The organism is Rahnella sp. PAMC25559 (assembly GCF_050632365.1).
In the GTDB taxonomy this organism is placed as follows: Bacteria; Pseudomonadota; Gammaproteobacteria; order Enterobacterales; family Enterobacteriaceae; genus Rahnella; species Rahnella rivi.
Map to the genome: position 1 here is coordinate 26,593 of NZ_CP192544.1, position 26,305 is coordinate 52,897.

Consider the following 26,305-nt stretch of genomic DNA (forward strand, 5'->3'; position numbering starts at 1 on the left):
TTTATTGATCAAAATAAAATTAAATAATACTATCTAAATTAATTTAGAAACCGGAGGTGTTATGACGACGAGTGACCTTGAAAAATATTTTGGCGAACCCGGTAAAGTCGCTGAGTTTTTTGGGATATCCCCTGAAGCATTTTATTTGTGGAGAAAGCGCCCTGGCCAACTGATCCCGAAAGGCCGAGCTGCCGAGGCTGCATATAGAACCAAAGGTGAACTGAAATACGACCCAACACTTTACAAAAAGGCTATCACCAGTGGTGAACAACCATAACTACCAAAGGGAAAACAACATGGTAGACCTGAAATCAGTAGTTAAAACGATGTGCAAAGCCTATCCCAGCGGTCGGTCTGCTATGGCTGGCGCTCTGGGCATGACTGAAACGCAGTTCAACAACAATTTGTACGAAAAGAACGGCTGCCGGTTCTTCGAAATTGCCGAGCTGGAAGCGATGGAAGACATCAGCGGCACTAATCATCTGGCGGATTACTTCGCCCAGCGCCGCGGCGGTTTTTTCGTTGAAATCCCCAATCGTGACGAACTGGACCATGTTGACCTGTTTATCAAAGGGGTAAAGGTTGCCGCTAAGAGTGGGAAGGTCGATCAGCAGATAAATATTTCGATTGCAGACGACGGGGTGATTGATGAAGGCGAGAAGGCAGAAATTATGGCTCTTCATCGTAAGCATTTAGCTGCCCGCGATGAGTACGTGAAGTCAGTGGTGGCTTTGCATGAAAGGGTTGACGCCTCAGGAGTGCAGTCCCGAGGCGTCGGCGCATTAAAAACGTGTGTGGAGTGATTAACGCATGAACAGTCTACTCATAAAAGCTGGCGTTCCGCAAATCCGCTGTGTTGCGACAGGCGGGGCCGCTGGCTCTCTTTCGTATGAAGTGATGATAGGTAACCGCTGGATGCCGTGCAACTACCAGTTCGCGGAGTGGTGGGTAGGTTACGTCCGCCAGAGCAGCCAGAAGGTGACGGCATGTCTGAAGAAATCCAAAAGCTGGACAGGCGTTACAAGGATTGGCGGGGCATTGTGGTACACGTCGTGGGCTTCGACAGAGCAGGGGATCGCGTCATCTTCATGCGCGCCGGTTACCCGCATGAGTGCGCCCAGTCTACTGAACAATTCCGGCGAAAGTTTAAGAGGGTCTTATGAGCGTTAAGTTATCCGCATACGTCTGGGATGGTTGCGCTGCTGCCGGTTTAAAAATATCGGCGGTTGCCATTATGGCGCGCCTCGCTGACTTCAGTTCTGACGAAGGCCTGTGCTGGCCGTCGATTACCACCATTGCCCGCCAGCTGGGTGCCGGTGAAAGCACTGTGCGCACTACGTTGGGCAAACTTGAGGCTGACGGCTGGATCACCAGTACCCAGCGCCGCAAGGGAAACCGCAATACGTCGAACATGTACCAGCTGAATATTGCGAAGCTTCGTGCTGCTGCTGAACCGTCAGATTCTGACGCATCAAAATCTGACACCTCAAATTCTGACCGGTCAAAATTTGACGCATCAAAATCCAACACGAATACCGGTTTTCACCCGCCAGAATCTGGGGGGGATCCGTTAGTAAATTCAAAACAAGATCCATCAGATATAAAAACCCTTTGTCAGCCTGCTGCGCAGACCGACGCCGAGGTTGAAATTACTGATCAGGCTAAACAGGCACTGAAACACCTGAACCAAATCACCGGATCACGTTATCAGCCTGCCAACAGCTCGCTGGAAAACATGCGTGCCCGTCTGCGAGAAGGCCACACCCTGGAAGAACTGCAGCTGGTTATCGAATACAAGCAGGTTCACTGGGGCGACTCTCCGAAGATGGCCGAGTATCTGCGCCCGGCAACGTTGTTCCAGCCAGCAAAATTCGAAGGCTACCTGCTCAGCGCGACCAAATGGGCGAAGAGTGGCCGCCCGGTCTGTGTGAATGGCAAGTGGACAGCTGACGGTGACGTTGCAGTTGATACCGCCGAACGCGACGCGGCATACCGCCGGTTCATCAGCGGTGTAGCGGCAACCAAGGCTCCGAGCGAGTTGGAAAAATTGGTATGCACCGAGGCCAGCAAAGCCAGCGTCCGCAGCATGCGCAGTGATTTCGCCATCACCACATGGGCCAAGATTTGGAAAGAGTGCACCCAGAGCCAGCAGGGAGTGAAAGCAGCATGAAATCATATCCAGAATTAGTTCTTGAAGTGCTGGAGAGCGATAACACCCCGCGCACCGCGGCAGTAATCGAGGCCGTAATCGTGGTTAACACTGGGCTTACGCCGCACCCTACGGCAGTTCATGGCGCCCTCAACGCGCTGCGCCGCCGACCAAAAATCACAATCACCATGACCGAAAAATCGCCGAGTAAATATCGACTCATCGCGGCATCCGAGGCAGTGAAAACGCAGGCTGAAATCAATGCTGAGTTTGAGCGTAATTTGTGGGCAGTACGTCAGGGAAGGGGGCAGGCATGAGCTATCAACTGATATATGCGGATCCGCCTTGGCAGTACAGCAACAAAATCAGCAACGGTGCAGCGGGCGATCATTATAGCACCATGACGCTGGAAGACATCAAACGCCTCCCGGTCTGGTCAATCGCCGCTGAAAGCGCAGTGTTGGCAATGTGGTACACCGGCAATTTCGCAGAAGAAGCTGTCGAGCTGGCTCAGGCATGGGGCTTTAAAGTCAAGACGATGAAAGGTTTCACGTGGATCAAGCTTTATGAGCAGGCGCGCGGGCGTATTGAGCGGGCACTTGCAGAGCAAACCATGATCGACTTTGAAGACTTTCTGGATGCGCTCAGCGCCGAAACGGTGATGAACGGCGGCAACTATACGCGCGGCAATAGCGAAGATGTTCTGATCGCTACCCGCGGCGCCGGGCTCGAGCGCGTCAGCGCCAGCGTTAAACAGGTTGTTCACAGCTGCCGCGGTGAACACAGCGAAAAACCAGCAGAGGTGCGCCTGCGATTAGAAGAGCTTTACGGGTCAGTATCCCGCATTGAACTGTTCAGCCGTGGTGACGCTGCTGGCTGGCATCACTGGGGCAACGAAAACCCTTTCAACGATATTGATCTGGTCCCGGCCACGTTCACAGCCATGCCTGCTGCGCGCAACTCACGCGTAAAAGCTCAGACAGGTTATTACCAGGCTATTGCTGGCGCATTACAGCAAACCCAGCAACAAAATATTCCTGAAATTACTCCGGTACCGGAAACCAATAATCGCGTATGGCCAGCCGAAGTTAACCATCTCTTTGACCAGGTCACCGAGTCTTCAAATCTCGACGCGCGCCTGCAGAACAAACTTCGTCACCACATCAACCGCCTGAAAATGGACGGAATGCCGGTAGACCAGATCATTGATACCGCCGGCACACTTGCCCGCAAAATGGGAGCAACAGCGTGAAAGAAATTATCGTAGACAATTTTGCAGGCGGCGGCGGTGCGAGCACCGGTATTGAGATGGCAACTGGCCGTAGCGTTGATATTGCGATCAACCATGACGAGAACGCGATCGCCATGCACAGCACCAATCACCCTGAAACGCTGCACTATTGCGAATCGGTGTTTGATGTTGACCCTGTTGCAGCGACCGCTGGCCGCCCGGTTGGTCTGGCGTGGTTCAGCCCGGATTGCCGTCATTTCAGCAAAGCGAAGGGCAGCAAACCGGTTAAGAAAGAAATCCGTGGTTTGGCCTGGATTGTGATCCGCTGGGCACTTGCGAAGCGTCCGCGCGTCATGATGTTGGAGAACGTTGAAGAGTTTAAAACGTGGGGGCCGCTGCTGACCGCAGAAGACGGCACAGAACATCCGGATCCGGCGCGCACTGGCGAAACATTTGCCGCGTTCATTGGAATGCTGACAATCGGCATTGCCGCTGATCATCCAGCGATTGCCGAGTGCTGTGAAGTGCTGAACATCGATGTGAACAGCGACGATGTCCGCCGTCTGGTAGCCGGGCTGGGCTATGTTGTCGATCACCGCGAGTTACGTGCCTGTGACTTCGGCGCGCCGACCATCCGCCGCAGGTTCTTCATGGTGATGCGCTGCGACGGCCAGCCAGTTCAGTGGCCAGTGGCCAGCCACGGCGATCCCAAGTCTCTCGATGTGCAGAGCGGCAAGCTGGCGCCCTACCGCACCGCCGCTGAGTGCATTGACTGGTCCATTCCGTGCCCGAGCATCTTCGAACGCAAAAAGCCGCTGGCTGAGAACACGCTGAAGCGTATAGCGCGTGGCATTCAGCGCTTCGTGATCGACAACCCGACGCCGTTTATCGTGAAGTGCAATCACACCAGCACTAAATCCTTTTATAACTGCTTCCGTGGTCAGGCGCTGGATGAGCCACTTCAGACGATCACAAAAACTCACGGTTATGCGGTCGTTACACCTCATATCACCAAGTTCCGCACCGGCGCAACAGGTCAGGAATGTGATGAACCGCTGCCAACCATTACTGCTGGTAGTTCAGAACGTCCGGGCGGAAATGGGCATGCACTCGGTATGGTTGAAGCAAAAATGATTCCCCTTGTATTACGTCAGTTCGGAAATAGCGTTGGTCATGCTGCGGACGAGCCAAATGCCACCATTACGGCGGGCGGCGGCGGTAAAAGCCAGTTATGTGCTGCGTTCCTCGCGAAGCATTTCGGCGGAAATTACACCGGCGCTGGCACCGCGATGGATGCACCGGCGCACACCGTCACTACTACAGACCATCACGCGCTGGTTACCTCCAATCTGATTAAACTGCGCGGCACCTGCAAAGACGGCCAGCCAGTAACTGAGCCAGCGCCAACAATTACGGCTGGCGGCCTACATATCGGGGAGGTACGCGCCTTCATGCTTAAGTATTACGGCAATGAGAAAGAAGGTGTCAGCCTTAACGAATCGCTGCACACCGTTACCACGAATGATCGGTTCGGCCTTGTAACAGTGGAAGGTGTGGATTACCAAATCGTTGATATCGGAATGCGCATGCTTCAGCCGCATGAGCTTTACGCGGCACAGGGCTTCCCGAGTTGGTACATCATCGATCAGGACTACCGCGGCACCAAATATGCGAAAGATAAACAGGTTGCGCGCTGTGGCAATGCGGTACCGCCGCCGTTCGCTGAAGCCCTGGTACGCGTCAATCTGCCAGAAATGTGCGGCGCTGAGAATGAGGTGGCTGCGTGAACGAACTTCAAAGCATTTGGCTGGATGCCTATCGCGGTTGGTTAAAAGCAGTCTCCCCGGAGGGGGAGCTGCATCCCACTGATTACACAGCGGCGCGGGAACATGCTGATGCTGTACTGAATAGCCTAGTCAAGGCTGGGGAGGGCGCAAAATGAGGGCATTATTGAAGCCATACCCACAGAGGGATTTGGGGATCGTGCTGTTGCGGCCGCCGGGCGACATGCTGCAGCACTTCACAGGGAAACGTCTGCTGATCACCGACGAGCCCGCTGATTTGCGTAATGCGCCAGATGGGCTTGTTCTTCCAGAAGTGCAGCCGATCGCCAAACACCCACTGATAATCAGTTTTCTTGCGTCAGAGCCCGTTCTTTATGCTGCTGGCGGCTGGGAGGAGATGACTAACTGGGTTAAACACAATCGCGGTTGCCAATGCTCCGATCATGCTGGATATCACCACCACGAAATGACGCATGCGCGCCGGAAGCGCGGAGTTATATCCCTATGCTGGTATCACGACACTCAGTTACGGAACAAAGAATCAGTCGATCTGGATGACTTAGCTCTGGCGAACACCATGGAATTTGTCACTGAAAGGATCCGCCGCTGGCTGGGCGAGCCTGTTGGTCACAAAATATCACTGGGCGAGTTGTGCTGGTGGGCGGTCGGAAAGGGCATAGCTGACAAGTTACCGCAGAAAATTATCAGTGAAGCCATGGGGATTCCTTACGACGTACCTGGTGGACAGCGTAAAGAGGCGGACGTGAACCCATGGGCGAAACAGCCTGGTGAAGTGCTGGCGGAAAACATCAAACCGGTGCTGGCGCTGGCAATCGATCCGGAGACGCCTGAGTCCTATTTGCTTCGCCCGAAGCGCCGCCGGTATGAGAACACAAAATACACCCAGTGGGTAAAGCGCCAGCCCTGCTGTGCCTGTGGTAACGGATCTGATGATCCGCATCACATCACCGGAAATGGCTTTGGCGGTATGGCGACAAAAGCGCATGACCTGTTCGTGATCCCTCTGTGCAGACGGTGTCACGACTCACTTCATGCGAATACCCAGGATTGGGAAAGAGAACACGGTACACAGGAACATCTGTTACTGACGACATTAGACCGCGCGCTGGCGATGGGTGTTATCGCTACCGGCAAAGCAAAATAAGAGTGTGGAGAGAATAATGCGTGATATTCAACTGGTACTGGCTCGTTACGGTGTGTGGGCTCGAGATAACTCTGGCGTGAGTTGGTCACCGATTTCCGCTGGTTTCAAAGGCCTGCTTCCCGCCGAATCCAGCAAGGTAGAATCTTGCTGTGATAATGATGGCCTGATTGTGGATGCCGCTGTGGGGCGCCTGGCCGCAGTTCGGAAACCGGAAGAGGTGGACCTGATCATGCTTCATTATCGCAGTGGCCTGTCGAAACGAAAAATAGCGAAGATGCGAAAAGTTAGCGAGGGGCTAATTCGACAACAGTTGCAGGTAGCTGAAGGGTTTATCGATGGCTGTCTGGCGATGACCGGCGCGGTGCTGGAGATGGACGCTTACACTCAGAAAATCAGGGTAGCTGAAGTCGCTTAAAATAGTTCTAGTGCGCTACGCAAAAACTCTTGTAACTTGTTAAGAGTGGTCACTTAGTCTCAAAGCTTAGGGAATCACAGAGTCTCGCTCCAGCGGTTTTTTATTTAGAAAAGACTGAGGACTATCCTAAAGTTTGCCTTAAGTATTGTGCGTGTATTTTCAGGTGTATAGAATGCGCCACTAGGCTCTTTAGCTCAGTAAGTCAGGCCGATGGACCATGTAGCAATTTTATTGATATAGGTCCTAGGCTTAAGTGTCGGCCGCAAAATTTGCGGGCATCGTATAATGGCTATTACCTCAGCCTTCCAAGCTGATGATGTGGGTTCGATTCCCACTGCCCGCTCCAAACAATGCTTTTCAATCTGCGAAGAAGGGATAACCCGGAGTGGTTGGAAAGTGCTTTCGCATGAGCGTTGGGATTTCATCAACATCACGTTGTGACCGCACCGTTTCAGCGCTCAGTCGAATGTGGTTGATACTCTTATCTGGCGAGGCTTTGCAAAATGAAATAAGTGAATGACTTGGGGGGAGCTTACTTAGTTCGATCGGAGTCTTCCGACAAAGGAGAATTATCTGAATACTCCTTAAATTTGAAAAATATATCCGCATGAGCGCTGGGTAAACGATACGCACTATCGATCCCCTTCACACTCTCAGCGCTCAGCCGAATGTAAACCCAAGCCCGCCTCATGCGGTTTTCTCGTATTAATGGCTGCCAGTTGGCGGCCTTTTTTATTCCAAAGAAAAGCCCCGGCATTTGCCGGGGCTTATTTGTTTGTGGAATGGGCGGCGTACATGATGCTGATAACATCGTGAACGCCATTCGCCCGTTAGTTGGTCACGAGCGAACCTAGGCCCATTGCTGATGTGCACACAGCAAATGGAGCCTATCAAAAAGGGCGTCTCTGATCCATGAAAAACACTGTGAATTTAAACAGTATAAATATTATTTGTGCTGACTCACTCCAATACATCATAACCTTACCTGATAACTGCATTGACCTGATAGCCACGGATCCTCCGTACTTCAGGGTTAAATCATGTAAATGGGACAATCAATGGCCTGACGAGTCAGCTTATCTGGCATGGCTTGACGAGATGTTTGCGGAGTTCTGGCGCGTACTAAAGCCATCTGGCAGCCTGTACGTCTTTTGCGGTTCGCATTTGGCTGCTGACACTGAGTTACTGATGCGTGAGCGGTTCAAAATTCTGAACCACATCATCTGGGCCAAACCTTCTGGGCAGTGGAACAGGCAGCACAAAGAAGACTTGAGGTCGTATTTCCCAGCCACTGAGCGGATCCTCTTTGCTGAGCATTACAGCGGGCCACATAGAGGTAAGGCATCAAATTATTCCACGCAGTGCAAGGAACAACGTAAAAATACGCTCAAGCCTCTGGTTGATTATTTTAGTGATGCCCGCAAAGCGTTGGGGATCAGTGCTAAAGAAATTCATCAGGCAACTGGTAAGCAAATGGCTTCGCATTGGTTCAGTGAGAGTCAGTGGCAATTACCCAGCGAGAAAGACTATCTGGCGCTTCAAGGCTTATTTGATCGCGTAGCCCGCGAAAAGCATGCCCGGCAAGAGCTGGAACTTCCTCATCATCAGTTGGTCGTTGAATATAATTCGTTATCCCGACGTTATGCGGATCTGGTGGATGAGCTAAAGCGATTGCGGCGGCCTTTCACAGTGACGAGTCTCGTACCGTTTACTGACGTGTGGACGTATAAGTCAGTTCCTTATTATCCCGGTAAACATCCTTGCGAAAAGCCAGCCGAGATGATGAGAGACATCATCAACGCCAGCAGCCGACCGGGTGATGTAGTGGCTGATTTTTTCATGGGATCAGGTTCCACGATAAAAGAGGCCATCAAGCTGGGACGTTTCGCGCTGGGCGTGGAACTAGAAGAGGAACGTTATACCCAGACGTTGGGAGAAGTATTCCCTGAACAGTCGAATACCTCATAACACATTACGGCCCCGACATTTTCTGGGGCTTTTTTATGCCCTCTATTCGCGGAGGACTGAATAGACCCGGGTTTCGTAGACACTTTTTTGCCTCATAATGGAGGCCTAATGAAGGAGTGTTTATGTCAGTCAAAACGTTCACTGAAGAATTCAAAATTGAAGCCGTAAAACAGATCACTGAGCAGGGGTACCCTGTATCTGAGGTCTCCTCTCGACTTGGTGTATCCACTAATAGTCTTTACGCCTGGGTTAAGCGCTACCAGAAGCCCGAGCCGCAGCGTAAGCAGGACGATGCACTTCAGCATGAAGTAAAGCGCCTCAGGCAAGAACTTAAGCGAGTAACTGAAGAGCGGGATATCTTAAAAAAGGCCGCCGCGTACTTTGCAAGAACGTCAGGCTGAAGTACGCCTTCATTAAAAAAATGTCGTCCTTTTATGCTGTACGCAGGTTATGCCTGGTTCTTGGCCTCCATCACAGCGGTTATTACCAGTGGCTAAAGCGGCCTAAATCTTTGCGTACCCGGCAAGATGAACGGCAAACAGGCTTGATTAAACAACTGTGGCTTGAAAGCGGTACGGTTTACGGCTATCGAAAAATCTGGCTCGATATGAAAGATCTGGGTGAATGCGTCGGACGTAACAGGATCGCGCGCCTGATGAGGCTCGCTGAACTAGCATCTCAGACTGGATACCGAAAACGACTCTATTACGGTGGCGGAAAGCCTTCTTTTGCCAGTCCAAATTACCTTGAACGCCAGTTCGTTGTCCCAACCCCAAATACGCATTGGGTGAGTGACATGACTTATATAAGGACGCATGAGGGTTGGCTGTATCTGGCTGTTGTTCTTGATCTCTTCTCACGCCGGGTTATCGGCTGGAGCATGGGCGCACGAATGACCGCTGAGTTAGTAATGGATGCATTATTGATGGCGGTATGGCGACGTAAACCAACGGCAGAAGTATTAATCCATTCAGATCAGGGCTCTCAATATACGAGCGAAAGATGTCAGCATTTTATGACAGCTCACAATTTAAAAAGCAGCATGAGTCGTCGGGGTAATTGCCATGACAACGCAGTGGCAGAAAGCTTTTTCCAGTTGCTAAAACGGGAACGCATAAAGAAACGGATCTATAAAAATAGGGAAGAAGCGAAGGCGGATATCTTCGATTATGTCGAGATGTTTTATAATGCTAAACGCCGCCACAGTGCCTGTGAGGATCAAGCCCCTGCAGTTTATGAAAGTGCCTGGTTCATGAGGCACGGAACAGTCTAGGAAACTAGGGTCTATTCATGGTTTACCAATGCCCGTTACTCAATCTAACACTGCGAGAGTGTGGATCTAAATCATCGTTCAGTAGCCTGATGCCTGCTATCCTGTTCATAGACATTAGCGTGGGGTGATTTGCATGAAGCTACTAAATACTGAGTTTGAATATAGACAATGGATGGAGAAAGATTACTTTCATCTTGATGAGAAATACCCATCCGTTTTCGAGCCCGATGAGTTAGAAAGAGAACTTTTGCATCAGATGCCCGATCAATTTCCATGCATTGTTTTCGTAGTAAAAGGTCCAAGCCCTTTAGAGCCTGAAGCTTTGCAATTTGTCTACCGTTCTCAGGTTGTAGAGTGGGCCAGGCTATTCGGGATCTTCGACTAGAACAGTCAAGGCTCAATGGCTGCCGCAGGTATCCTGTCAAAAATGTGTCAATTCATTACCCTTTAGCAGAATCATTGCTATCCTTTTTAGAAAAAAAGGAGGGGCTATGAAACTGTTAAAAAACGAACTTGAATACAAATTGTGGATGACACATGATTTTCTGCGTTTAGATGAAGGGTTGAGTCCATTATTTGATCCCAACTTACTTGAGCGGGAGCTATTAGCTCAAATGCCTGAGCAGTTTCCCTGCATAGCATGCATAGTTAAAGGTCCAAGCCTTTTCGAACCTGATGAGGCTAAATTCATTTATCGTCCTCAGATAGAAGAGTGGTCGCAACTCATGAGTTCAGTAACTTCATAGTATTATAGAACTTTCGGAAGACTGTCTGCGGACGGGATTTTTTATTGCCCTCAATTCGGTTGTGAGGACAGCAAAAGCGATAAGGAGTTTATTAATACCCGAGCCGGTATCAGTCAGAGACTATTTGTACAGTCTAAGAATTCCAAGCTGTTTTAGTCTTATCGGCACATATGATAAGTTTGTGTCGTTGCGGTGAATCCTACCTAAGCGGTAGGGCTAATAAGCTGAGCCCTCGTAGTGAAGACAGCGGACCACGGTTAGCTTATCAACGGTTCACCGGGAGGCACCCGGCACTGCAACAACCAAACAATGCTTTTCAGTCTGCGAAGATGGGATTAACCGGAGTGTCTGGAAAGCACATTCGCACGAGCATTGCCGTAAAAATCTGCTGTAATGCCTCATATGGTTATATTCACCAAGAATGCAAGCCTGCCGAAACAAACTCATCATCAACTTTAGATAAAGGAGACACTTCATTACGTTATGCCCTCTAATATAGATTTCTCTTGGTAATTAAATCATTGGAGGCGCTGTGAAGAGAAGGGTTTGGTTCGTTTGGCTATTTATGTTGGCATCTTTTGGTGGGTATGCGGAAGGCGTTCACCCCATAGACCTAAAGCTTGCACATGGTGCCGTGCCCCATTTCAACATTATTGACACCTCAGAGACGCCTGACGAACATATTAGTGAAAAAATGGATGAAATAGCCGTAAGACATTGAAATATTTAAAATCAATACAAAACCTCGAAGAAATGCGTTTTTTGCTTTCTGAAGGTTAGAAATACACCAGTAAATGGATAGACCGCAGGCATCAGCCAACGCAACAGTAGTGACGCTACTCCGAGTCCCCATAGTGGGAGCCAGATGCAGATCCGAACTGCAATATGCGCTGGTGAGGGTTAATAACGAAAAAGGCATACCGGTAGAGCATCTCGAACGCCAAGCGAGCACCGGTTATTAGCGGCGAGGAGCGACACAGACTCAAGGGCATGAGCGCGGCCACTGCGAAAAGTGGCAAAAAATTTAGGGCTGCGCTTTTGCGTGGCTTTTTTATGCCCTCAATTCCGTTGTGAGGACACCAACAGCGATAAGGTTTGTTCGTTTCACCGTCCGATGATTGCCTCACCCTGATACCAGGAACCGCAACTCATTACTTGTCCGTTTGATATCGAACAACTGCGGTAGCTACCCTCTCGCATAATGGCGGCTGATCCCTGATACCATCCTCTGCAACTGGTTACTTGCCCATTACTTATAGTGCATTCGTGATAAGAGCCATCAGCTTGTAGCACTGGTTCAGAGCCTGACTGAGCCCAGCCGGCACAGCTCATTACAGATCCGTTAGCCACTCTGCAATTTTCATAGGCAGCCGCGCATGAGAAGCTGGCTATCATTAGTGCCACAAAGATAATTTTCTTCATTTGATATCCATATATAGATTATGAACGTCAATATAAATGACTTACGTAAGGCTGCCAAATTGGCGGCCTTTTCTCGTTTTGGCGGCCAGTCAATCAGCTAACCACTCATCCTTTCGCAAAAGGACTGCGCCGCTAAATTACCCTCGACTACGCACCCAACCGGCAAACCGGAGGGGGAGACTATGAAAATGGACGAAAAATACAGTAACGCTACATATGGTGGTGCTGGAATTACGGCCTTCTTTGCAAGCTTATCCCTTCAGGATTGGGGCTTTATCGCTGGCGTGCTGATCGGGGCGCTCTTTACTGCTTTGACGTATTTCCTGAATCGTCGCGAACAGATGAAGCGCACCCGGATACTCCAAGAAATCGCCGATAAGGTTGATGCCAAAAACCCATCAGCAACGGTTCAGCTGGTGAATGATCTCGCACAGAAAACCAGCGAGGTCTGATTTGGCAAAGCTTAAGACAAAACTCAGTGCAGCAATGCTGGCGCTGATTGCTGCTGGCGCCTCGGCCCCGGCTCTGATGGGGCAATTTCAGGATGAGAAAGAAGGCACAAGCCTCATTGCCTACCCTGATCAAGGTGGCATCTGGACAATCTGCGGCGGCGTGACGTATGTGAATGGCAAGCATGTACTTAAAGGCATGAAGCTAACGCGGTCACAGTGCGATGCTATCGACAAAGCCGAACAGGCCAAAGCGCTGTCGTGGGTAGATAAAAACATTCACGTTCCGCTTACTCCTCCCCAGAAGGTAGGGATCGCCTCGTTCTGCCCTTGGAACATCGGGCCGAGCAAATGCTTTCCTTCTACGTTCTACCGAAAAATTAACGCCGGTGACCGCCTTGGTGCTTGCGCAGAGATTAAACGCTGGATCTGGGACGATGGGAAAGATTGCCGAATTCGGGCGAACAACTGCGCGGGGCAGGTCATTAGGCGTGATCAGGAAAGCGAACTGAGCTGCTGGGGGCTGGATGAATAACAATTTATCGATCGTGCTGGCTTTCGTGGCCGGCGTGGCGCTGACCTGGTGGATTGAAGGAATACGCTGGGACACTGACGTATCTAAGTTGAATGAATCCCACACCGCAGAGCTGAAGAAAATCAGTGATCAGGCAGTGATTGACCTGACCAACCAGAAGAAGCGCACCGAAGCGGCACAAACCGCGCTGTCGGAACTGGATGCCAAACATACGAAGGAATTAGCCGATGAACAGGCCAAAAATGACCGGTTGCGTGCTGATGTTGCTGACGGCACTCGCCGGGTGCGGATCGCGGCAGCAAACCTTGCCACCTGCGAGCTCGTCGGGAACAGCACTACCGGAACCGGCGGCGTGGGCGATGCAGTACAAGTCGAACTCTCTGGCGCTGGTGGGCGGGCTGTTCTCGATCTCCGAGCCAGCGCCATCAAAGACGACCAAGTGATCCAATACCTTCAGGGCTATGCCGCTGAAGCCCAGAAGCGATGCAAAATTAACTGATAATGGTTAATTGTACACTTCTATTAAGGAGATGAGATGGCAGGTTTTAAAGACCTATCTGTTGCTCTTCAATCTCTAAAAAAACAAATACCGTTTGCAACATCGCAGGCCCTGACTAGTGTAGCAAGGCAAATAGCCGCCGCTGAGAAAACAGCCTTTCAGCGCAAACTGGAAAATCCCACACCATTTACGGTCAATTCCGTGGGCTCTGTTGGGGCACGCAGGGATAGCCTGACAGCGAAAGTTTATGTTCGTGACATTGCTGCCGGTTATCTCGAACCGTTTGAGTTTGGCGGTGTGCACAAGCTCAATGGCCAGGCGCTGCTTAACCCCAAAGACATTAAGCTGAACAAGTACGGCAACCTGTCACGCAATAAACTCTCTCAACTCAAAGCTAAGTCAAACGTCTTCATTGGTGATGTCGATGGCATCAACGGCGTATGGCAGCGGGTCAAGGCGAAGAAGGGACGTAAAGGTAAGAAGCGCCAGAAGCGGTCGGCCAACGGCACGCGCCGCGCCCGCGAAAAGAACCCCATGCCTAAGCTGCTCATCAGGTTCGGGGATGCGCTGCCCGTTAAACCCACGCTGGGATATATGGACAGAGCTGAGAAGATGGCAGCAGCACTGATGCCTAGCACTATCAGCAAAGCGCTTGATGAGGCACTGAAGACAGCAAAGTAATACAATCAGTTTGTGGTGAATGCGCAGGCTGATGCGCGGGAAATTAAGAGCCTACTGCATCCTGTCTGGTATACGCTTAACGAGATGAAGCCGGAGATCAGCACCGGCCACCACACTTTTCAACACCGAGTCGCAGAAGCGGCTTTTTTAATGCCTCAAATCCCACGGTGCGCTAGCCCCAAGCTCTCAGAAAAAAATGGGTCCTTCCCCGGTCCTTTCTATTGCACGGGCATTGCGCGCGGCACAGTTTCACCAGCTATAAATTTTTCATTTTGTGTCCCATGTCCCACGTGCATATTTATGCAATGACTGTTGCCAGCCCTTACGCCACGTGGCTTTGTTGATATTTATACGTGGGACATTTGCATGGGACATTGGGTGGGACACAAAAAATAATGTCCCATTTGAATGTCCCACTGTCCCATCGAGGTAAATGTCCCATGACAACGATGACCCAAGTTGAATATGCGAAGCATGCCGGTGTCGATCGCAAGACGATTGGCCGGTGGGTTAAAGCGGGCAAATACATCGTGCTCGAGGGAAATCTCATTGATGTTGAAGCCAGTGATAAAGCTCTGGCAACTCTGCGTGATGGAAAAGATCCGCGCACTCAGAACGCGGCGAAAAAGAAAACTGCCAAGCCTGGCGCCGAAGCAAAAGACGACTCAACCACTGCGCAGGCGGTAAAAGAAATCATGCTGGCGACCGGTGCAGAGATGACGCGAGAAGAAGCCAGCAGGGTAAAAGAAAACTATCTGGCACTTTTAACAAAGCTCGAGTTTGAGAAAGAGGATGGTCAACTGGTCGAGCTCTCTGTTGCTGAAGCTGTGTTATTCGCGGCGTTTCGCCAGCAGCGCGACGCCTGGATGAACTGGCCGTCAAGGGTGGCTCCCCTGATGGCGGCTGACCTGGATGTCCCAGCCGACAGAATGACCGAGGTGTTAATCGAACATGTCCATAAACACATCTCCGGACTCGGCGAACCTGAATTTAACACAGACGAAACGTGACAGACTTTTAAGCAGTATCAGGAAGGGCTGGACGCCACCGCCGCGTATCAGCGTGCCGGACTGGGCAGACCGTTATCGTAAACTCGCGAAAGAAGCGGGCAGCACCTCCGGCAACTGGGAAACCGAAACCGTAGAAATAGCCCGCGGCCCGATGCTTGCCGCGACAGAGTCAGGCGTTCATATCATTACGGTGATGTGCTGCACTCAGCTGATGAAGACGGCGTTGCTTGAAAACCTGTTCGGTTATTTTGCGCATCTCGATCCTTGCCCGATGTTGCTCCTGCAACCAAAAGAAGACGCGGCGGAGCAGTTTTCAAAAGAGCGCATAACGCCGCTGGTGCGCGTAACCCCAGTGCTGCGTGACCTGATCGGCGGCAATAAACAGAAGAATTCGAAAGAAACGCTGCTCTATAAATCCTTTACCGGCGGCTTTCTGGCGCTGGCTGGCGCGGGTAGTCCTGATAACCTTGCGCGCCGCCCGATCCGCGTGCTGCTGGCCGATGAGGTGGATAAATACCCCATTACCCGAGAAGGTGATCCGATAACACTCGCCGAGGAGCGCACCGCAACCTTCGGGTTGAACTGGCTATCCGTTCGCGCTTGCTCACCGACGGTGGAAGACGAAAGCCGGATCGCGGCAAGCTATGAAGATTCCGATCAGCGCCGCGCGTCGGTGGCCTGCCCGCACTGCGGTCACCGTCAGTTCCCAGATTTTTTTAAGCACATTCACTGGCCGTCAGACGGCGATAAACACCATACCAAACAGGCCATGATCCACTGCGAAAGCTGTGGCACGGGATGGTCTGAGGGTGACAGGCTGCGGTCGCTGAGAACAATTCAGTGGCATCAGACAAAACCTTTCGAATGCTGCGGTACCCGACATGTTCCGCTCAATCTTTACGATCAGGCATGGCATGCCGATGATGTTACTGCTGTCAGTAAGGTCTGGCAGTGGTCTGCGTCAGAGCGGCACGCCGTTCACCGGGTCATTTGTCCGGACTGTGGAAAGCATGGGGTCGATAATATCCACGCCGGTTTTCAGGCGTCGAAGTTATTCAGCCCGTGGCAAAAAGATAAGCCGGCGGATATCGCAGAAAAGTATCTCAAAGCCAAAGGCGACCCCGATAAAGAGCTGGCCTGGTGGAATACCCAGATGGGCCTGCCTCACCGGCCAAACTATGGAAAGCGCCTTCCTGTTGACGTGCTGCTTGCGCGGCGCGAAGTATTCAGCGCCGAGGTGCCGGACGGCGTGGCTGTTCTGACGGCGGGTATCGATACCCAGAATGACAGACTCGAGGTCGAGGTGGTGGGGTGGGGCAAAGACGAGGAAAGCTGGTCTGTAGCTTTCGACGTGATCGAGGGTGATCTTGAAACGGCTGAACCCTGGCTGAGGCTGGACGCCTATCTTAAACAGGTATGGCGCCGCGCAGACGGTCGGGGTTTTACCATCATGGCCGCCTGCCATGACTCCGGCGGTAACCATACGCAAAAAGTGTATGAGTTTTCTCAGGAAAGACTGGGGCGAAGGATTTGGGCGATTAAGGGCGAATCTGCCACGGGGGGTAAACGTTCACCCATCTGGCCTAATAAGCGTCCGACGTCGAAAACCCGTGCGAAATTCCGTCCGATCATTCTTGGCGTCAACTCTGCAAAAGATTCCATTCGCTCACGATTACACATAGAGCAGCCCGGTCCCGGTTACATGCACTTTTCAACCGATCGGGATATGGGGTATTTCACGCAGCTCACAGCGGAACGGTTAGTCATGAAGGAAGCCGCCGGCCAGCGCTACAGCGTGTGGGAATTGCCGCCGGGCAAAGCTAACGAAGCGTTAGACTGTCGTGTTTACGCTTACTCCGCCCTGTGCGGTTTGTTCCATGCGGGTCTTAAATTAAACGCCAAAGCGATAGCCTTGGAAAATAACCCTGACACCTTACTGCCTCCGGCACCGGAGCCTGAAGAAAAGCAGGATCTGCGTTTACCCGGTGTCATCATTACCGAACCTGAAAAACCTCAGCGCAAACCACTGCACAAACGCCTGGCTAATTAAAAAGGAATCCTATGTTCGATCCCAACTCCAGTTTATTGGCTGGTGCGCTGACCCGTGACCAGCTGACGGCGGCGTTAACAGCTGCCCAACAGGCCTATCTTGAACTGTCGTCCGGCGCCAAAGGTGTTTCATTCTCGTATGCGCAGGGCGACGGTACCCGGTCGGTGAGCTATCAGCAAACCGACATCGGTCAGCTCACCGCGCTTATTCAACTTCTGCAGGCCCAGTTGGGCATCGTGCCGCGTCCGCGCAGGACGTTAAGGTTCAGGTGGTGATGAAAACCGGTGAAGTCAGGATACTTGGCCCCAACGGCCGACCACTACCGCCTTCAAATAGCCGTGCATCGATGCTCAACGGCTCAGGCCGCGTGCCTTATGACGCAGCGGATTCCTTCAGCGATTCTATGGCTAACTGGCAACCAGCCCTTTGGTCGCCGGATAACGAAGTTAACATCTACCGTGACCGCATTGTTTCCCGCGTTCGCGACATGGCACGCAATGACGGATGGGCATCAGGCAGCGTCACACGCATTCTTGATAACGCCGTCGGCGCAAACTTCCGTCCGATTGCCAAAGTAGATTATCGCGCTCTGGCCATGCAAACCGGCATTAAAGCTTTCGATGCCAAATGGGCGGATGAATATGGGCGAGCGGTTGAGGCTGCCTGGCGCACGTGGGCGAAAGACCCTAACTGTTATTGCGACGTTGAGCGAAAAAAAACGGTGTCCCAGATGCTGCGTCTGGCGTTCCGCCACAAGTTAGTGGACGGGGATGCGTTGGGCGTCCTGCAATACCGAACCGACCGGCTAGGGCATGGACGCGCGCGCTATGCCACAACGGTGCAAATTGTTGATCCAGATCGCCTGAGCAATCCCCAGCAGGTTTTTGACATGCTGAACATTCGCGGTGGCGTCGAAATCGATGATGACGGTGTGCCAGTGGCATATCACATTCGAAAAGCACACATGGGCGACTGGTGGAGCGCTGAAAAAACTATGACGTGGGAACGCATCAAGCGCGAAACAGCATGGGGACGACCAATAGTTGTTCATGATTTTGACAGTGAAAGAGCAGGGCAGCACCGCGGTACCAGCGTTTTCACGCCTATCGTTCAGCGTCTGAAAATGCTGATCAAATATGACGAAGTAGAACTTCAGGCATCCATCCTGAATGCCATATTTGGGGCATACATTACTTCGCCATACGACCCCCGACTGTTCGAAGACGGCCTCAAAACGGATGACGTTCTCGAATATCAGGATATGCGTACCGATTTTCATAAAGACAATCGTATTTCACTGCAAAGCGGTGCACGTATGCCTATTTTGGCTCCTGGTGAAGAGGTTGCCACCGTTAATGCCGCTCGGCCAACAAGCAATTTTGCGGCGTTCGAAAGCGCAGCATTGCGCAACGTGGCCGCTGCACTGGGTATTTCCACCCAGCAGCTGACGCAGGACTGGTCTGATGTGAATTACAGCTCAGCTCGCTCCGCGATGCTGGAAGCGTGGAAAACCCTGACCCGCAGACGTGATGATTTCGCCAGCGGTTTTGCTCAACCCATCTTCAGCAGCTTTATCGAAGAGCTTCACGATCTCGGTGAGGTTCCACTTCCTGCTGGCGCGCCGGAATTTTTGGCAGCCAAAGCGGCCTATTGCCGCGCGCAGTGGATGGGACCGGGCCGCGGTTGGGTTGACCCCGTTGCTGAGAAAAAAGGCGCAATCCTTGGTATGGACTCCGGCATGTCAACGCTGGAAATGGAAGTATCAGAGAACGTCGGCGAAGACTGGGAAGAGCTTCTCGATCAGCGAGCGCGTGAAGTCGAAGCGTTTAAAGAGCGCGGTTTGCCGGTGCCTTCATGGGCACAGGCTGACACCTTTGCCCCTCAAACCATTAAAGATCCGGAGGCACAGTGAATTTACCCCATTTAGCGCAGCGCTTGTTTAACACCCCGCTGGCGCTGCATCCCCGCAAAGCCGAAGTTGTGATGGCCGCGCTGACTGATCGTTTCGGCCTGACGCGCATTCAGTCAATGTCTGACTGGGATGACGACGATGACAGAGCATTTACCCGACAGGCCCGTGATACGGGCTATGACGTGGTAGAGGGCGTTGCGGTGATCCCGATTCAGGGCACGCTGGTGCAGAAGCTGGGCACGCTTAGGCCCTACAGCGGCATGACCGGATATGACGGGATCCGGGCTTGTTTTCTTCAGGCGCTTAACGACAGCGATGTTAAAGCCATTTGCCTTGATATCGACTCGCCGGGCGGTGAAGTGGCCGGGTGTTTTGATCTGGCCGACGTCATTTATGCCTCACGCGGCAGTAAACCCATCTGGGCCATCCTGTCGGAAAGCGCTTACTCAGCAGCCTACGCGCTGGCAAGCGCCGCCGACAAAATTATCGTTCCGCGTACCGGCGGTGTGGGATCGGTGGGTGTCATCGTCATGCACGTTGACTGGTCGCAGAAGATTAAAAGTGACGGACTGCAGGTCACGATCATCACCTACGGGGACCGTAAGGCTGAGTCCAATCCGTATGAGCCATTAAGCGACACGGCGCGCAAAGCCATTCAGTCAGATATTGATGAAATGGGGCGCCTGTTCGTGAGTACCGTCTCCCGCAATCGCGGGATAGCAGAAAGAACCGTCCGTGATACCGAAGCCGCCTGTTTTCTGGGCAGCGACGGTGTGCAACTGGGACTGGCCGATAAGGTGTCCTCACCGGATGCGGCATTCCGCGATTTATTACAATTGGTTGGAGAGTGAAGATGTCAATGAAAATTAAGGGTTTTGCGCACCTGTTTGGTCATTCTGCTAAATCTTCAGAAGAAGATGAAGACGAGAAAGAAAAGTCCAAAAAGGCAAAAGGCCGTCGTGCTGAAGAGGATGAAAACGACGACGAGAAAGACAAGGAAGACAAGGGCAAGTCAAAAAAATCTAAGCGTGCAGAAGAAGAGGATGATTCTGACGACGAAGATGATAACGACAAGGAAAAGTCTAAAAAAGCCAAAGGTCGCGGTGCGGAAGATGACGATGACGATGCGGATGCTGACGAAGGCGACGACGATGACGGTGACGGTGACGATGATGAAGACGATCGTGACGTCAAAAAAGGCCGCCGCGCCGAGCGTAACCGTATCTCCCGCATTCTCGGCAGCAAATATGCCGCGGGTAAAGGTCCGCTGGCCGTTTCGCTGGCCATCACCACCGGCATGAGCTCGGCCGCCGCTATCCGCGTTCTGGCAAGCTCCGGCCCGATGCAGGCACCGCAGCAGTCTCGTCGTCTATCTCTGGACGAGCGCATGTCCAAAGTAGAAAACCATCAGTTGGGCAATGATGATGCGGGGCCGTCAGGTAATGCAAACACAGTGGTCACCCGTGCGGCCGCTCTCTATAACCAGGTTAAGGGTAAAAAATAATGACTGTGACTTCAGTGGGGCAAAATGCCTGGGTGCCGGGCGTACAGCATGACACCTTCATCCCGGATCAGTTGTTGTCCGGTCCTCTGCAGGTGGTATCCGATACGGTGACTATCCTGACCGGTTCTACGGCAACCTATAAACGCGGTACCGTACTGGGTGTGATCACCGCCTCCGGGAAATACACCCTGAGCGTGGCGACAGCAACCGACGGCAGCCAGGTACCGCAAGCCATTTTGGCTGATGATGTGAATGCCACCGCGGCGGACACGTTAGCCGGCGTATATCTGATGGCCGAAATTAACAAGAACCGCATTACCTTCGATCCGAGCTGGACGCTCGCTACGCTCAAACCTGCGCTCCGTCCGTTTGGTATCTTCCTGCGCGACAGCGTTCAGGCACCTGCCAGCTAAACACCCGTTTTAATTTCATCACCTTCTTCGCATGCCCTTCACCGGGCAGGGCGTTGTGCGTCTTATATTTATCCCGGCCAACAGGTCGGGACACAGAGAGAATAAGCCATGTCCCAAACTATTTACGATACCGTGTCGCTGGTCGGGTTAGTCCCCAATCTGATGACGTCTCAAAACTTCATCCTCGACCGTTTTTTCCCGAACATCGTGACCAGTGACGATGAGTATGTGGCGATCGACGTAGACATCGGTCTGCGCCGCATGGCGCCGTTCTGCTCACCGCTGGTCGAAGGTAAATTGGTGGAAAGCCGTCGTTACCAGACCGACAAGTTCAAGCCTGCCTACATCAAAGACAAGCGGGCTCCTGACCTGCGTAAACCGATCCGCCGCCAGATTGGTGAGCGCATTGGTGGCGAATACACCGCCGCCGAACGTGAAATGTTGAATATCCAGTTCGAGATGAGCGACCAGATTGATATTTTGAATCGTCGCCTCGAGTGGATGGGCTGCAGCGCGATTGCCACCGGTACCGTCACCATCAAAGGTGACGGTTTCCCAACCACCGTCGTTGATTTTGGTCGCGATCCGGCCTTAACCATTGCGCTCAGCGGTGCCGACAAATGGCCGACCAGCGTTGCTGTGGGGGCAACTAACACCCAGCCAACGGACGACATTGAAGAATGGCAGGCGCTGATCCTACAAAAATCTGGCGCCCAGGCGACTGACATTATCTTCACCAACGCCTCATGGCGCGCGTTCAAGCTGGATACGTCGCTGAAAGGTGCCATTATCCTGCCGGCGCAAAATCCGTCCGGCAACATCATTAACCCAGGTGCGCAGATTGCGAAGGGTGCGGTGTGTAAAGGTTACTGGGGCCAGTACACGCTCTGGCTTTACAACGACTGGTTCATTGATCCGGACACCGGCATCGAAAATCCGATGATCGCTGACGGTTCAGTGGTTATGTCGGGTCCGGATCTGATGGGTACCCGTGCGTTTGGCGCAATCATCGATCCTGCCTTCAATTACGGGCCGATGGCGTATGCACCAAAAAGCTGGCTGCAGCATGACCCGGCGCAGCGTTTCCTGATGATGCAGTCTTCCCCGATTGTTATCCCGAGCCGGGTTAACGCGGCCCTTTGCGCGAAGGTGGTCTGATTATGGCAAGAGATAAAGCAACCGACACGGCCTCTGAGGCCGCTGATCTGATCACCGTGGTGGTGCTCAAAGAGAAAAGCGTTCGTCACGACGGGGAGAGCTACACGCAAAATTCGCGCGTTGAACTCTCAGAGAGTGACGCCAATCGGCTTATCGCGTCCGGCTTTGTGAAAACGCTGGAGGCGGTGAAACAGGAAATGGAAGCGGCGTCCGGTCAGGAGGTCAGCATCTCTAAAGAAGACGGGCAGTCCACGATCACCTCGGATGCGCCTTCTGCCGTTAAAACCGAGAGCGGGGAAGCCTGATAATGGGGGTCAACTGGGATCGGCATTTGCTCAGGCCGTTACACGGCGTATTTGGTGACCCGGTTGATTTCCGTCCCGCGGGTGGAGCGGCCTATACCATCAGCGGGATTTTCGACCGTGCGTATACGCAGGACGTGGAACCACTGGAAGACGGCAGCACCATCAACACCACGTCACCTGTGCTTGGCGTGCTCGACAGCGAGTTTTTAATCCCGCCGAAAAGGGGCGATCGGGTGTTTATTGGCCTGGTCGGCGGTGAGCAGGTGAATACCTTGTTTACCATTTCTGATATTCAGCCGGACAGCCACGGTGGCTCAAAGCTCATTCTTAACAGGGTGAAAGTATGAATGCTGCAGCATTGCGGGTACTGATTATCGGCGCGCTGACCGGCAAAACGGACGCCGCCGGGCGCGTTTATTCACCGCGGGACTGGCCGACGTCGGAAGATATGTACCCGGCTATTCTCGTACAAACTCCTTTCGATCTCAAAAACTCCCTCGGGCGCAATGTTCCACAATTTACGACGGTGACCACCGTTCGAATTACCGGCCGCCTGCAGGAGCTTGATGAGGTTGATCAGGACAACGGGGCCGAGAAAGCGGAGGTGGCGCTCGAGAACCTGCGCGAACAAATTGAGCGTGCTGTGATCAACAGCTATGAGCTCACCCGTCAGACTCAGCAGTTTTTACAGGTGCGCTCCACTATTGACGTCAACGCCGGTGGTGAAGGGCATACGGCCCAGTTGCTGATGGAACTGGATATCGAGTATTACCAGGGCCCGGAAGATTTCTACCCTATCGACACCACTCCGCTTGAGGGTATCGACGTCACGATTAAACAGCCCGACGGTACACCTGAAGTCTACGCGACCTTCGATCTGCCTCAATAACATTCTGGAGTCACCCATGTTTCTAAAACCGACCGCCGGGCGCACAGTGCGCGATCCGGTTAAAGGCACCCTATTGCCCGAAGAAGGGGCAGAAGTGCAGAAAAGCACCTTCTGGGATCGCCGGCTTCGCGACGGTGACGTCGTCAATGCAGATGCTGTGCCGCAGGCTAAGCCTGTGCCCACGGCAAAAGTGACGGATACCACCACAGACAGCGATAAAACTACCGCTACAACAGATACGGGGAGTGCCCGCTAATGGATTTTCAAAATATCCCTTCCAATCTTCGCACGCCGCTTTTCTTTGCCGAGTTTGATAATTCTCAGGCGAACACGGCGACAGCAACACAGCGCACGCTGATCATCGGTCAGGCGTTAACAAGCGCAGGCGTGCAGCTCAATGTTCCTGTTATTGAATCCTCCGCGTCCAATACGGCTGGGATTTACGGTGCGGGCTCAATGCTCCACAACCAGATGGTCGCGTATCTGGCGAACGACGTGGCTGGTGAAATCTATTTACTGCCGCTGGCTGACGGCGTTGCCCAGACGGCAGCAACCGGAAAGATGACCTTAACAACTGCGCCATCGGAAACCGGAGTGATCTCGTTATACATTGCAGGGCAGCGGGTGCAGGCCACGGTGATGAGCACGGACACCGTGACCGTAATGGCGGCGTCGCTGGTCGCGGCAATCACTGCGAAAACATCACTACCTGTTACGGCCGCCGCCGCCGCCGGCGTGGTAACGTTGACCGCTAAAAATAAAGGCGCGCACGGCAACGGCATTGATTTGCGTCTTAATTATCAGGGCAGTGCGGGTGGCGAAAGTACGCCTGCGGGGCTGGGTATTACTCTCACCGCCATGACCGGCGGCGCGGGCGCACCGGATATGGCCACTGCGCTGGCTAACCTGGGCGATCGCACTTTTGATTTCATCGTCACGCCTTATACGGATACGACGTCTCTTGATGCCCTTAAAGGGCTGCTTTCCGACAGCACCGGCCGCTGGAGCTACGCGCAGCAACTTTATGGCCACGTCTTCGGCGCGGCATCAGGCACGTACGGTCAACTGACCACCGTCGGTGAAGCCCGCAACGATCAGCATGCTACGTTACTGGGCGTCAATGACTCTCCGACCCCGGCGTATGTCTGGGCAGCGGCGGTTACTGGCGCTGTGGCAGGCAGCTTGCGTAACGATCCCGGTCGTCCGCTGCAAACGCTGACCGTCAGTGGTGTTTTAGCGCCGCCGTTAGCATCCCGCTTTGAACTGACCGAGCGTAACAACCTGCTTTACAGCGGGATCTCGACCTTTAGCGTCGCCGATGACAATACGGTGCAGGTTGAAAACCTGATCACCACGTATCAGACCAACAAATACGGCGACGCAGACGACAGTTATCTGCAGGTCGAAACGCTGTTTCTGCTGATGTTTGTGACACGCTTTATCAGGACGCAGGTGACGTCGAAGTTTGCCCGCATGAAGCTGGCGGCCGACGGCACGCGCTTTGCACCGGGGTCGGCTATCGTGACGCCGAACATTATCCGCGCGGAGCTCATCGCCCAGTACACTCAGCTGGAATACAACGGTTATGTGCAAGATTCCAAAGCCTTCGCCGCCGGTTTAGTGGTGACGAAAAGCACCTCTAACCCTAACCGGGTTGACGTGCTGTGGGATGGTGTTCTGATCAACCAGCTGCGCGTGTTCGCTCTCCTCAACCAGTTCCGCCTGCAAGCCGCGGCGTAAGGAATCATCATGGCAGATACATCTAACCGCCTCGCGGGGACAGCGTTTGTGACGACTAACGGCGTCTCCATCATGGTCGCCGGCCAGTTCAAATACAGCCCTTCAAAGCTCAAGCGTGAAACCCTGACCGGCATGGACTATGTGCACGGCTACAAAGAGAAACCGTCTGCGCCGTTCATCTCCTGTCAGGTTCGCGACAGCGGCGGCACGACGGTTGCAGATTTTACCGATATGACCAATGTGACCGTCGTGGCAGAGCTGGCAAACGGTAAAACCGTCATTGGCACCGGCATGTGGACGGTAGAGTCGCAGGAAGTGGACAGCGAAGACGCAGTCTTCGACGTCCGCTGGGAAGGCTTTGACGTGGTGGAGAGCTGATCGTGGAAGAACAGGATAAAACCATTCTTATCCCACTGGAAAAACCGCTGGCTGATGCCAGCGGTAAAATCATCTGGGAAAATATTGAGCTGCATGAACCTGCTGTCATCGAGGTAAATCAGTTTCTCGATAAACAGAAAACCAACGGCGCCCTTGCCGGAATGGGTCACCTTATTTCACTGCTGTCCGGGATACCCCCGCAGGTAATTAAGCAGCTGCCTTTTACTGCCTACAAGCGCTGCGAATCCTTTCTGCTCACTTTTTTGAATTACAAGCCAGAAATCGGCTATGCAGAGAGTCAGCCGAAAAGCAGCACGATCATTGTGCTGGCCAATCAGCTTCAGGACAGTGCGGGGAAAAGTAGCTGGAACAGCGTTGACCTGTCTGAACCCAATCTTGAGCAGGTCGACCAGTTTTATAAAACCCAGACAGCGAAGGGAGGTCTGCCTGCAATGTCGGCCTTGATCGCAGAACTTTCCGGCATTGCTCCCGAAGTTATTAATCGGCTGCCCTATACCGATTACAAAAGCTGCGAGGCCTATCTGCTGGGTTTTTTAAACTACTCCCCGACGCAGGACGCTGGCGGGATCTGATTGCTGACGTTTCTTACTACTACGGGTGGGGGCCAG

At 52.8% G+C, this 26,305-nt stretch carries 31 protein-coding genes and 1 tRNA gene; all 32 read left to right on the forward strand.

From position 1 onward, the window contains the following. The first annotated feature begins 61 nt into the window (after window positions 1-61). The 32 genes from ACQZQY_RS22615 to ACQZQY_RS22770 all read left to right on the forward strand — a co-directional run bounded on the left by ACQZQY_RS22615 (window position 62) and on the right by ACQZQY_RS22770 (window position 26,269). Entirely contained in the window at window positions 62-277 is a 216-nt protein-coding gene (locus ACQZQY_RS22615) for a Cro/CI family transcriptional regulator (RefSeq protein WP_112198719.1), read from the forward strand. A gap of 19 nt (window positions 278-296) precedes the next feature. Beyond that, window positions 297-803 (forward strand): YmfL family putative regulatory protein, encoded by a 507-nt coding sequence (locus tag ACQZQY_RS22620; protein ID WP_431297251.1) that lies wholly within the window; start codon window positions 297-299, stop codon window positions 801-803. Between the two features lie 183 nt (window positions 804-986). Then, entirely contained in the window at window positions 987-1,163 is a 177-nt protein-coding gene (locus ACQZQY_RS22625; RefSeq protein ID WP_431297252.1) for a DUF4222 domain-containing protein, read from the forward strand. Continuing rightward, the gene (locus ACQZQY_RS22630; RefSeq protein WP_431297253.1) at window positions 1,160-2,170 is read left to right on the forward strand and encodes a conserved phage C-terminal domain-containing protein; all 1,011 of its coding nucleotides are present in this window, start codon (window positions 1,160-1,162) and stop codon (window positions 2,168-2,170) included. Before ACQZQY_RS22625 ends, ACQZQY_RS22630 begins: the two co-directional genes overlap by 4 nt. Beyond that, the gene (locus ACQZQY_RS22635; RefSeq protein ID WP_431297254.1) at window positions 2,167-2,466 is read left to right on the forward strand and encodes a hypothetical protein; all 300 of its coding nucleotides are present in this window, start codon (window positions 2,167-2,169) and stop codon (window positions 2,464-2,466) included. The genes ACQZQY_RS22630 and ACQZQY_RS22635 overlap by 4 nt, the downstream gene beginning before the upstream one ends. After that, on the forward strand, window positions 2,463-3,401 hold the full coding sequence (locus ACQZQY_RS22640; RefSeq protein ID WP_431297255.1) for an MT-A70 family methyltransferase: 939 nt from the start codon (window positions 2,463-2,465) through the stop codon (window positions 3,399-3,401). The genes ACQZQY_RS22635 and ACQZQY_RS22640 overlap by 4 nt, the downstream gene beginning before the upstream one ends. Next, the gene (locus tag ACQZQY_RS22645) at window positions 3,398-5,167 is read left to right on the forward strand and encodes a DNA cytosine methyltransferase (protein ID WP_431297256.1); all 1,770 of its coding nucleotides are present in this window, start codon (window positions 3,398-3,400) and stop codon (window positions 5,165-5,167) included. The genes ACQZQY_RS22640 and ACQZQY_RS22645 overlap by 4 nt, the downstream gene beginning before the upstream one ends. A 151-nt stretch (window positions 5,168-5,318) precedes the next feature. Further along, the gene (locus tag ACQZQY_RS22650) at window positions 5,319-6,329 is read left to right on the forward strand and encodes a DUF968 domain-containing protein (protein ID WP_390976267.1); all 1,011 of its coding nucleotides are present in this window, start codon (window positions 5,319-5,321) and stop codon (window positions 6,327-6,329) included. A 16-nt stretch (window positions 6,330-6,345) separates the two neighbouring features. Continuing rightward, entirely contained in the window at window positions 6,346-6,744 is a 399-nt protein-coding gene (locus ACQZQY_RS22655; protein ID WP_431297257.1) for an antiterminator Q family protein, read from the forward strand. 271 nt (window positions 6,745-7,015) lie between these two features. Beyond that, window positions 7,016-7,090: transfer RNA gene (locus ACQZQY_RS22660), tRNA-Gly, on the forward strand. A 566-nt stretch (window positions 7,091-7,656) separates the two neighbouring features. Further along, complete coding sequence (locus ACQZQY_RS22665; protein ID WP_431297258.1) at window positions 7,657-8,712, forward strand: DNA-methyltransferase; 1,056 nt, start codon at window positions 7,657-7,659, stop codon at window positions 8,710-8,712. A 122-nt stretch (window positions 8,713-8,834) separates the two neighbouring features. Next, window positions 8,835-9,985, forward strand: a protein-coding gene (locus ACQZQY_RS22670; RefSeq protein ID WP_431295601.1) for an IS3 family transposase whose coding sequence is annotated in 2 segments (ribosomal slippage) — window positions 8,835-9,069 and window positions 9,069-9,985 — 1,152 coding nt in all. Because the reading frame shifts where the segments join, the coding sequence is not laid out codon by codon here. Between the two features lie 491 nt (window positions 9,986-10,476). Beyond that, window positions 10,477-10,731: a hypothetical protein gene (locus ACQZQY_RS22675; protein ID WP_183850893.1), complete on the forward strand. Its 255-nt coding sequence runs from the start codon at window positions 10,477-10,479 to the stop codon at window positions 10,729-10,731. 1,604 nt (window positions 10,732-12,335) lie between these two features. Further along, window positions 12,336-12,605 carry an HP1 family phage holin gene (locus ACQZQY_RS22680; protein ID WP_183850895.1) on the forward strand — a complete coding sequence of 90 codons (270 nt, stop codon included), beginning with the start codon at window positions 12,336-12,338 and terminating at the stop codon, window positions 12,603-12,605. Between the two features lie 34 nt (window positions 12,606-12,639). Then, entirely contained in the window at window positions 12,640-13,137 is a 498-nt protein-coding gene (locus tag ACQZQY_RS22685; RefSeq protein ID WP_183850947.1) for a lysozyme, read from the forward strand. After that, window positions 13,130-13,636 carry a lysis protein gene (locus tag ACQZQY_RS22690; RefSeq protein ID WP_431297259.1) on the forward strand — a complete coding sequence of 169 codons (507 nt, stop codon included), beginning with the start codon at window positions 13,130-13,132 and terminating at the stop codon, window positions 13,634-13,636. The genes ACQZQY_RS22685 and ACQZQY_RS22690 overlap by 8 nt, the downstream gene beginning before the upstream one ends. Before the next feature lie 36 nt (window positions 13,637-13,672). Continuing rightward, entirely contained in the window at window positions 13,673-14,317 is a 645-nt protein-coding gene (locus ACQZQY_RS22695; protein WP_431297260.1) for a hypothetical protein, read from the forward strand. Window positions 14,318-14,757: 440 nt separating this feature from the next. After that, the gene (locus tag ACQZQY_RS22700; protein WP_431297261.1) at window positions 14,758-15,327 is read left to right on the forward strand and encodes a hypothetical protein; all 570 of its coding nucleotides are present in this window, start codon (window positions 14,758-14,760) and stop codon (window positions 15,325-15,327) included. Then, window positions 15,269-17,377, forward strand: a complete 2,109-nt coding sequence (locus ACQZQY_RS22705) for a phage terminase large subunit family protein (protein WP_431297262.1) — start codon at window positions 15,269-15,271, stop codon at window positions 17,375-17,377. Before ACQZQY_RS22700 ends, ACQZQY_RS22705 begins: the two co-directional genes overlap by 59 nt. Window positions 17,378-17,388: 11 nt before the next feature. Next, a complete protein-coding gene (gene gpW / locus ACQZQY_RS22710; protein ID WP_414066300.1) occupies window positions 17,389-17,652 on the forward strand; it encodes a gpW family head-tail joining protein in 264 nt (87 codons plus the stop codon). Then, a complete protein-coding gene (locus tag ACQZQY_RS22715) occupies window positions 17,652-19,289 on the forward strand; it encodes a phage portal protein (RefSeq protein ID WP_431297263.1) in 1,638 nt (545 codons plus the stop codon). Before gpW ends, ACQZQY_RS22715 begins: the two co-directional genes overlap by 1 nt. Next, on the forward strand, window positions 19,286-20,140 hold the full coding sequence (locus ACQZQY_RS22720; RefSeq protein ID WP_431297264.1) for a S49 family peptidase: 855 nt from the start codon (window positions 19,286-19,288) through the stop codon (window positions 20,138-20,140). The genes ACQZQY_RS22715 and ACQZQY_RS22720 overlap by 4 nt, the downstream gene beginning before the upstream one ends. Before the next feature lie 2 nt (window positions 20,141-20,142). Next, window positions 20,143-20,793: a DNA primase gene (locus ACQZQY_RS22725; RefSeq protein ID WP_431297265.1), complete on the forward strand. Its 651-nt coding sequence runs from the start codon at window positions 20,143-20,145 to the stop codon at window positions 20,791-20,793. Continuing rightward, window positions 20,793-21,206, forward strand: coding sequence for a head decoration protein (locus ACQZQY_RS22730; RefSeq protein ID WP_095921531.1), 414 nt, complete (start codon window positions 20,793-20,795; stop codon window positions 21,204-21,206). The genes ACQZQY_RS22725 and ACQZQY_RS22730 overlap by 1 nt, the downstream gene beginning before the upstream one ends. 108 nt (window positions 21,207-21,314) lie before the next feature. Then, window positions 21,315-22,364 (forward strand): major capsid protein, encoded by a 1,050-nt coding sequence (locus ACQZQY_RS22735; protein WP_431297266.1) that lies wholly within the window; start codon window positions 21,315-21,317, stop codon window positions 22,362-22,364. 2 nt (window positions 22,365-22,366) lie between these two features. Beyond that, window positions 22,367-22,669, forward strand: coding sequence for a hypothetical protein (locus tag ACQZQY_RS22740; RefSeq protein WP_431297267.1), 303 nt, complete (start codon window positions 22,367-22,369; stop codon window positions 22,667-22,669). 2 nt (window positions 22,670-22,671) lie between these two features. Continuing rightward, window positions 22,672-23,016, forward strand: a complete 345-nt coding sequence (locus tag ACQZQY_RS22745; protein WP_431297268.1) for a head-tail joining protein — start codon at window positions 22,672-22,674, stop codon at window positions 23,014-23,016. Beyond that, window positions 23,013-23,558: an ATP-binding protein gene (locus ACQZQY_RS22750; protein WP_431297269.1), complete on the forward strand. Its 546-nt coding sequence runs from the start codon at window positions 23,013-23,015 to the stop codon at window positions 23,556-23,558. The genes ACQZQY_RS22745 and ACQZQY_RS22750 overlap by 4 nt, the downstream gene beginning before the upstream one ends. Window positions 23,559-23,574: 16 nt before the next feature. Beyond that, window positions 23,575-23,814, forward strand: coding sequence for a DUF2635 domain-containing protein (locus tag ACQZQY_RS22755; RefSeq protein ID WP_431297270.1), 240 nt, complete (start codon window positions 23,575-23,577; stop codon window positions 23,812-23,814). Beyond that, window positions 23,814-25,298 (forward strand): phage tail sheath subtilisin-like domain-containing protein, encoded by a 1,485-nt coding sequence (locus ACQZQY_RS22760; RefSeq protein WP_431297271.1) that lies wholly within the window; start codon window positions 23,814-23,816, stop codon window positions 25,296-25,298. Before ACQZQY_RS22755 ends, ACQZQY_RS22760 begins: the two co-directional genes overlap by 1 nt. Window positions 25,299-25,307: 9 nt before the next feature. After that, entirely contained in the window at window positions 25,308-25,676 is a 369-nt protein-coding gene (locus tag ACQZQY_RS22765) for a phage tail tube protein (protein WP_414066292.1), read from the forward strand. 2 nt (window positions 25,677-25,678) lie between these two features. Continuing rightward, window positions 25,679-26,269 carry a phage tail assembly protein gene (locus ACQZQY_RS22770; RefSeq protein ID WP_431297272.1) on the forward strand — a complete coding sequence of 197 codons (591 nt, stop codon included), beginning with the start codon at window positions 25,679-25,681 and terminating at the stop codon, window positions 26,267-26,269. Window positions 26,270-26,305: the final 36 nt, after the last annotated feature.

Coding starts and splice junctions, on each gene's coding strand:
- ACQZQY_RS22700 (WP_431297261.1), top strand. CDS start 14,758: ATGACAACGATGACCCAAGTTGAATATGCGAAGCATGCCGGTGTCGAT.
- ACQZQY_RS22755 (WP_431297270.1), top strand. CDS start 23,575: ATGTTTCTAAAACCGACCGCCGGGCGCACAGTGCGCGATCCGGTTAAA.
- ACQZQY_RS22750 (WP_431297269.1), top strand. CDS start 23,013: ATGAATGCTGCAGCATTGCGGGTACTGATTATCGGCGCGCTGACCGGC.
- ACQZQY_RS22630 (WP_431297253.1), top strand. CDS start 1,160: ATGAGCGTTAAGTTATCCGCATACGTCTGGGATGGTTGCGCTGCTGCC.
- gpW (WP_414066300.1), top strand. CDS start 17,389: ATGTTCGATCCCAACTCCAGTTTATTGGCTGGTGCGCTGACCCGTGAC.
- ACQZQY_RS22705 (WP_431297262.1), top strand. CDS start 15,269: ATGTCCATAAACACATCTCCGGACTCGGCGAACCTGAATTTAACACAG.
- ACQZQY_RS22675 (WP_183850893.1), top strand. CDS start 10,477: ATGAAACTGTTAAAAAACGAACTTGAATACAAATTGTGGATGACACAT.
- ACQZQY_RS22620 (WP_431297251.1), top strand. CDS start 297: ATGGTAGACCTGAAATCAGTAGTTAAAACGATGTGCAAAGCCTATCCC.
- ACQZQY_RS22685 (WP_183850947.1), top strand. CDS start 12,640: ATGCTGGCGCTGATTGCTGCTGGCGCCTCGGCCCCGGCTCTGATGGGG.
- ACQZQY_RS22615 (WP_112198719.1), top strand. CDS start 62: ATGACGACGAGTGACCTTGAAAAATATTTTGGCGAACCCGGTAAAGTC.
- ACQZQY_RS22690 (WP_431297259.1), top strand. CDS start 13,130: ATGAATAACAATTTATCGATCGTGCTGGCTTTCGTGGCCGGCGTGGCG.
- ACQZQY_RS22625 (WP_431297252.1), top strand. CDS start 987: ATGTCTGAAGAAATCCAAAAGCTGGACAGGCGTTACAAGGATTGGCGG.
- ACQZQY_RS22760 (WP_431297271.1), top strand. CDS start 23,814: ATGGATTTTCAAAATATCCCTTCCAATCTTCGCACGCCGCTTTTCTTT.
- ACQZQY_RS22740 (WP_431297267.1), top strand. CDS start 22,367: ATGGCAAGAGATAAAGCAACCGACACGGCCTCTGAGGCCGCTGATCTG.
- ACQZQY_RS22695 (WP_431297260.1), top strand. CDS start 13,673: ATGGCAGGTTTTAAAGACCTATCTGTTGCTCTTCAATCTCTAAAAAAA.
- ACQZQY_RS22640 (WP_431297255.1), top strand. CDS start 2,463: ATGAGCTATCAACTGATATATGCGGATCCGCCTTGGCAGTACAGCAAC.
- ACQZQY_RS22665 (WP_431297258.1), top strand. CDS start 7,657: ATGAAAAACACTGTGAATTTAAACAGTATAAATATTATTTGTGCTGAC.
- ACQZQY_RS22650 (WP_390976267.1), top strand. CDS start 5,319: ATGAGGGCATTATTGAAGCCATACCCACAGAGGGATTTGGGGATCGTG.
- ACQZQY_RS22655 (WP_431297257.1), top strand. CDS start 6,346: ATGCGTGATATTCAACTGGTACTGGCTCGTTACGGTGTGTGGGCTCGA.
- ACQZQY_RS22735 (WP_431297266.1), top strand. CDS start 21,315: ATGTCCCAAACTATTTACGATACCGTGTCGCTGGTCGGGTTAGTCCCC.
- ACQZQY_RS22715 (WP_431297263.1), top strand. CDS start 17,652: ATGAAAACCGGTGAAGTCAGGATACTTGGCCCCAACGGCCGACCACTA.
- ACQZQY_RS22765 (WP_414066292.1), top strand. CDS start 25,308: ATGGCAGATACATCTAACCGCCTCGCGGGGACAGCGTTTGTGACGACT.
- ACQZQY_RS22680 (WP_183850895.1), top strand. CDS start 12,336: ATGAAAATGGACGAAAAATACAGTAACGCTACATATGGTGGTGCTGGA.
- ACQZQY_RS22725 (WP_431297265.1), top strand. CDS start 20,143: ATGTCAATGAAAATTAAGGGTTTTGCGCACCTGTTTGGTCATTCTGCT.
- ACQZQY_RS22745 (WP_431297268.1), top strand. CDS start 22,672: ATGGGGGTCAACTGGGATCGGCATTTGCTCAGGCCGTTACACGGCGTA.
- ACQZQY_RS22730 (WP_095921531.1), top strand. CDS start 20,793: ATGACTGTGACTTCAGTGGGGCAAAATGCCTGGGTGCCGGGCGTACAG.
- ACQZQY_RS22635 (WP_431297254.1), top strand. CDS start 2,167: ATGAAATCATATCCAGAATTAGTTCTTGAAGTGCTGGAGAGCGATAAC.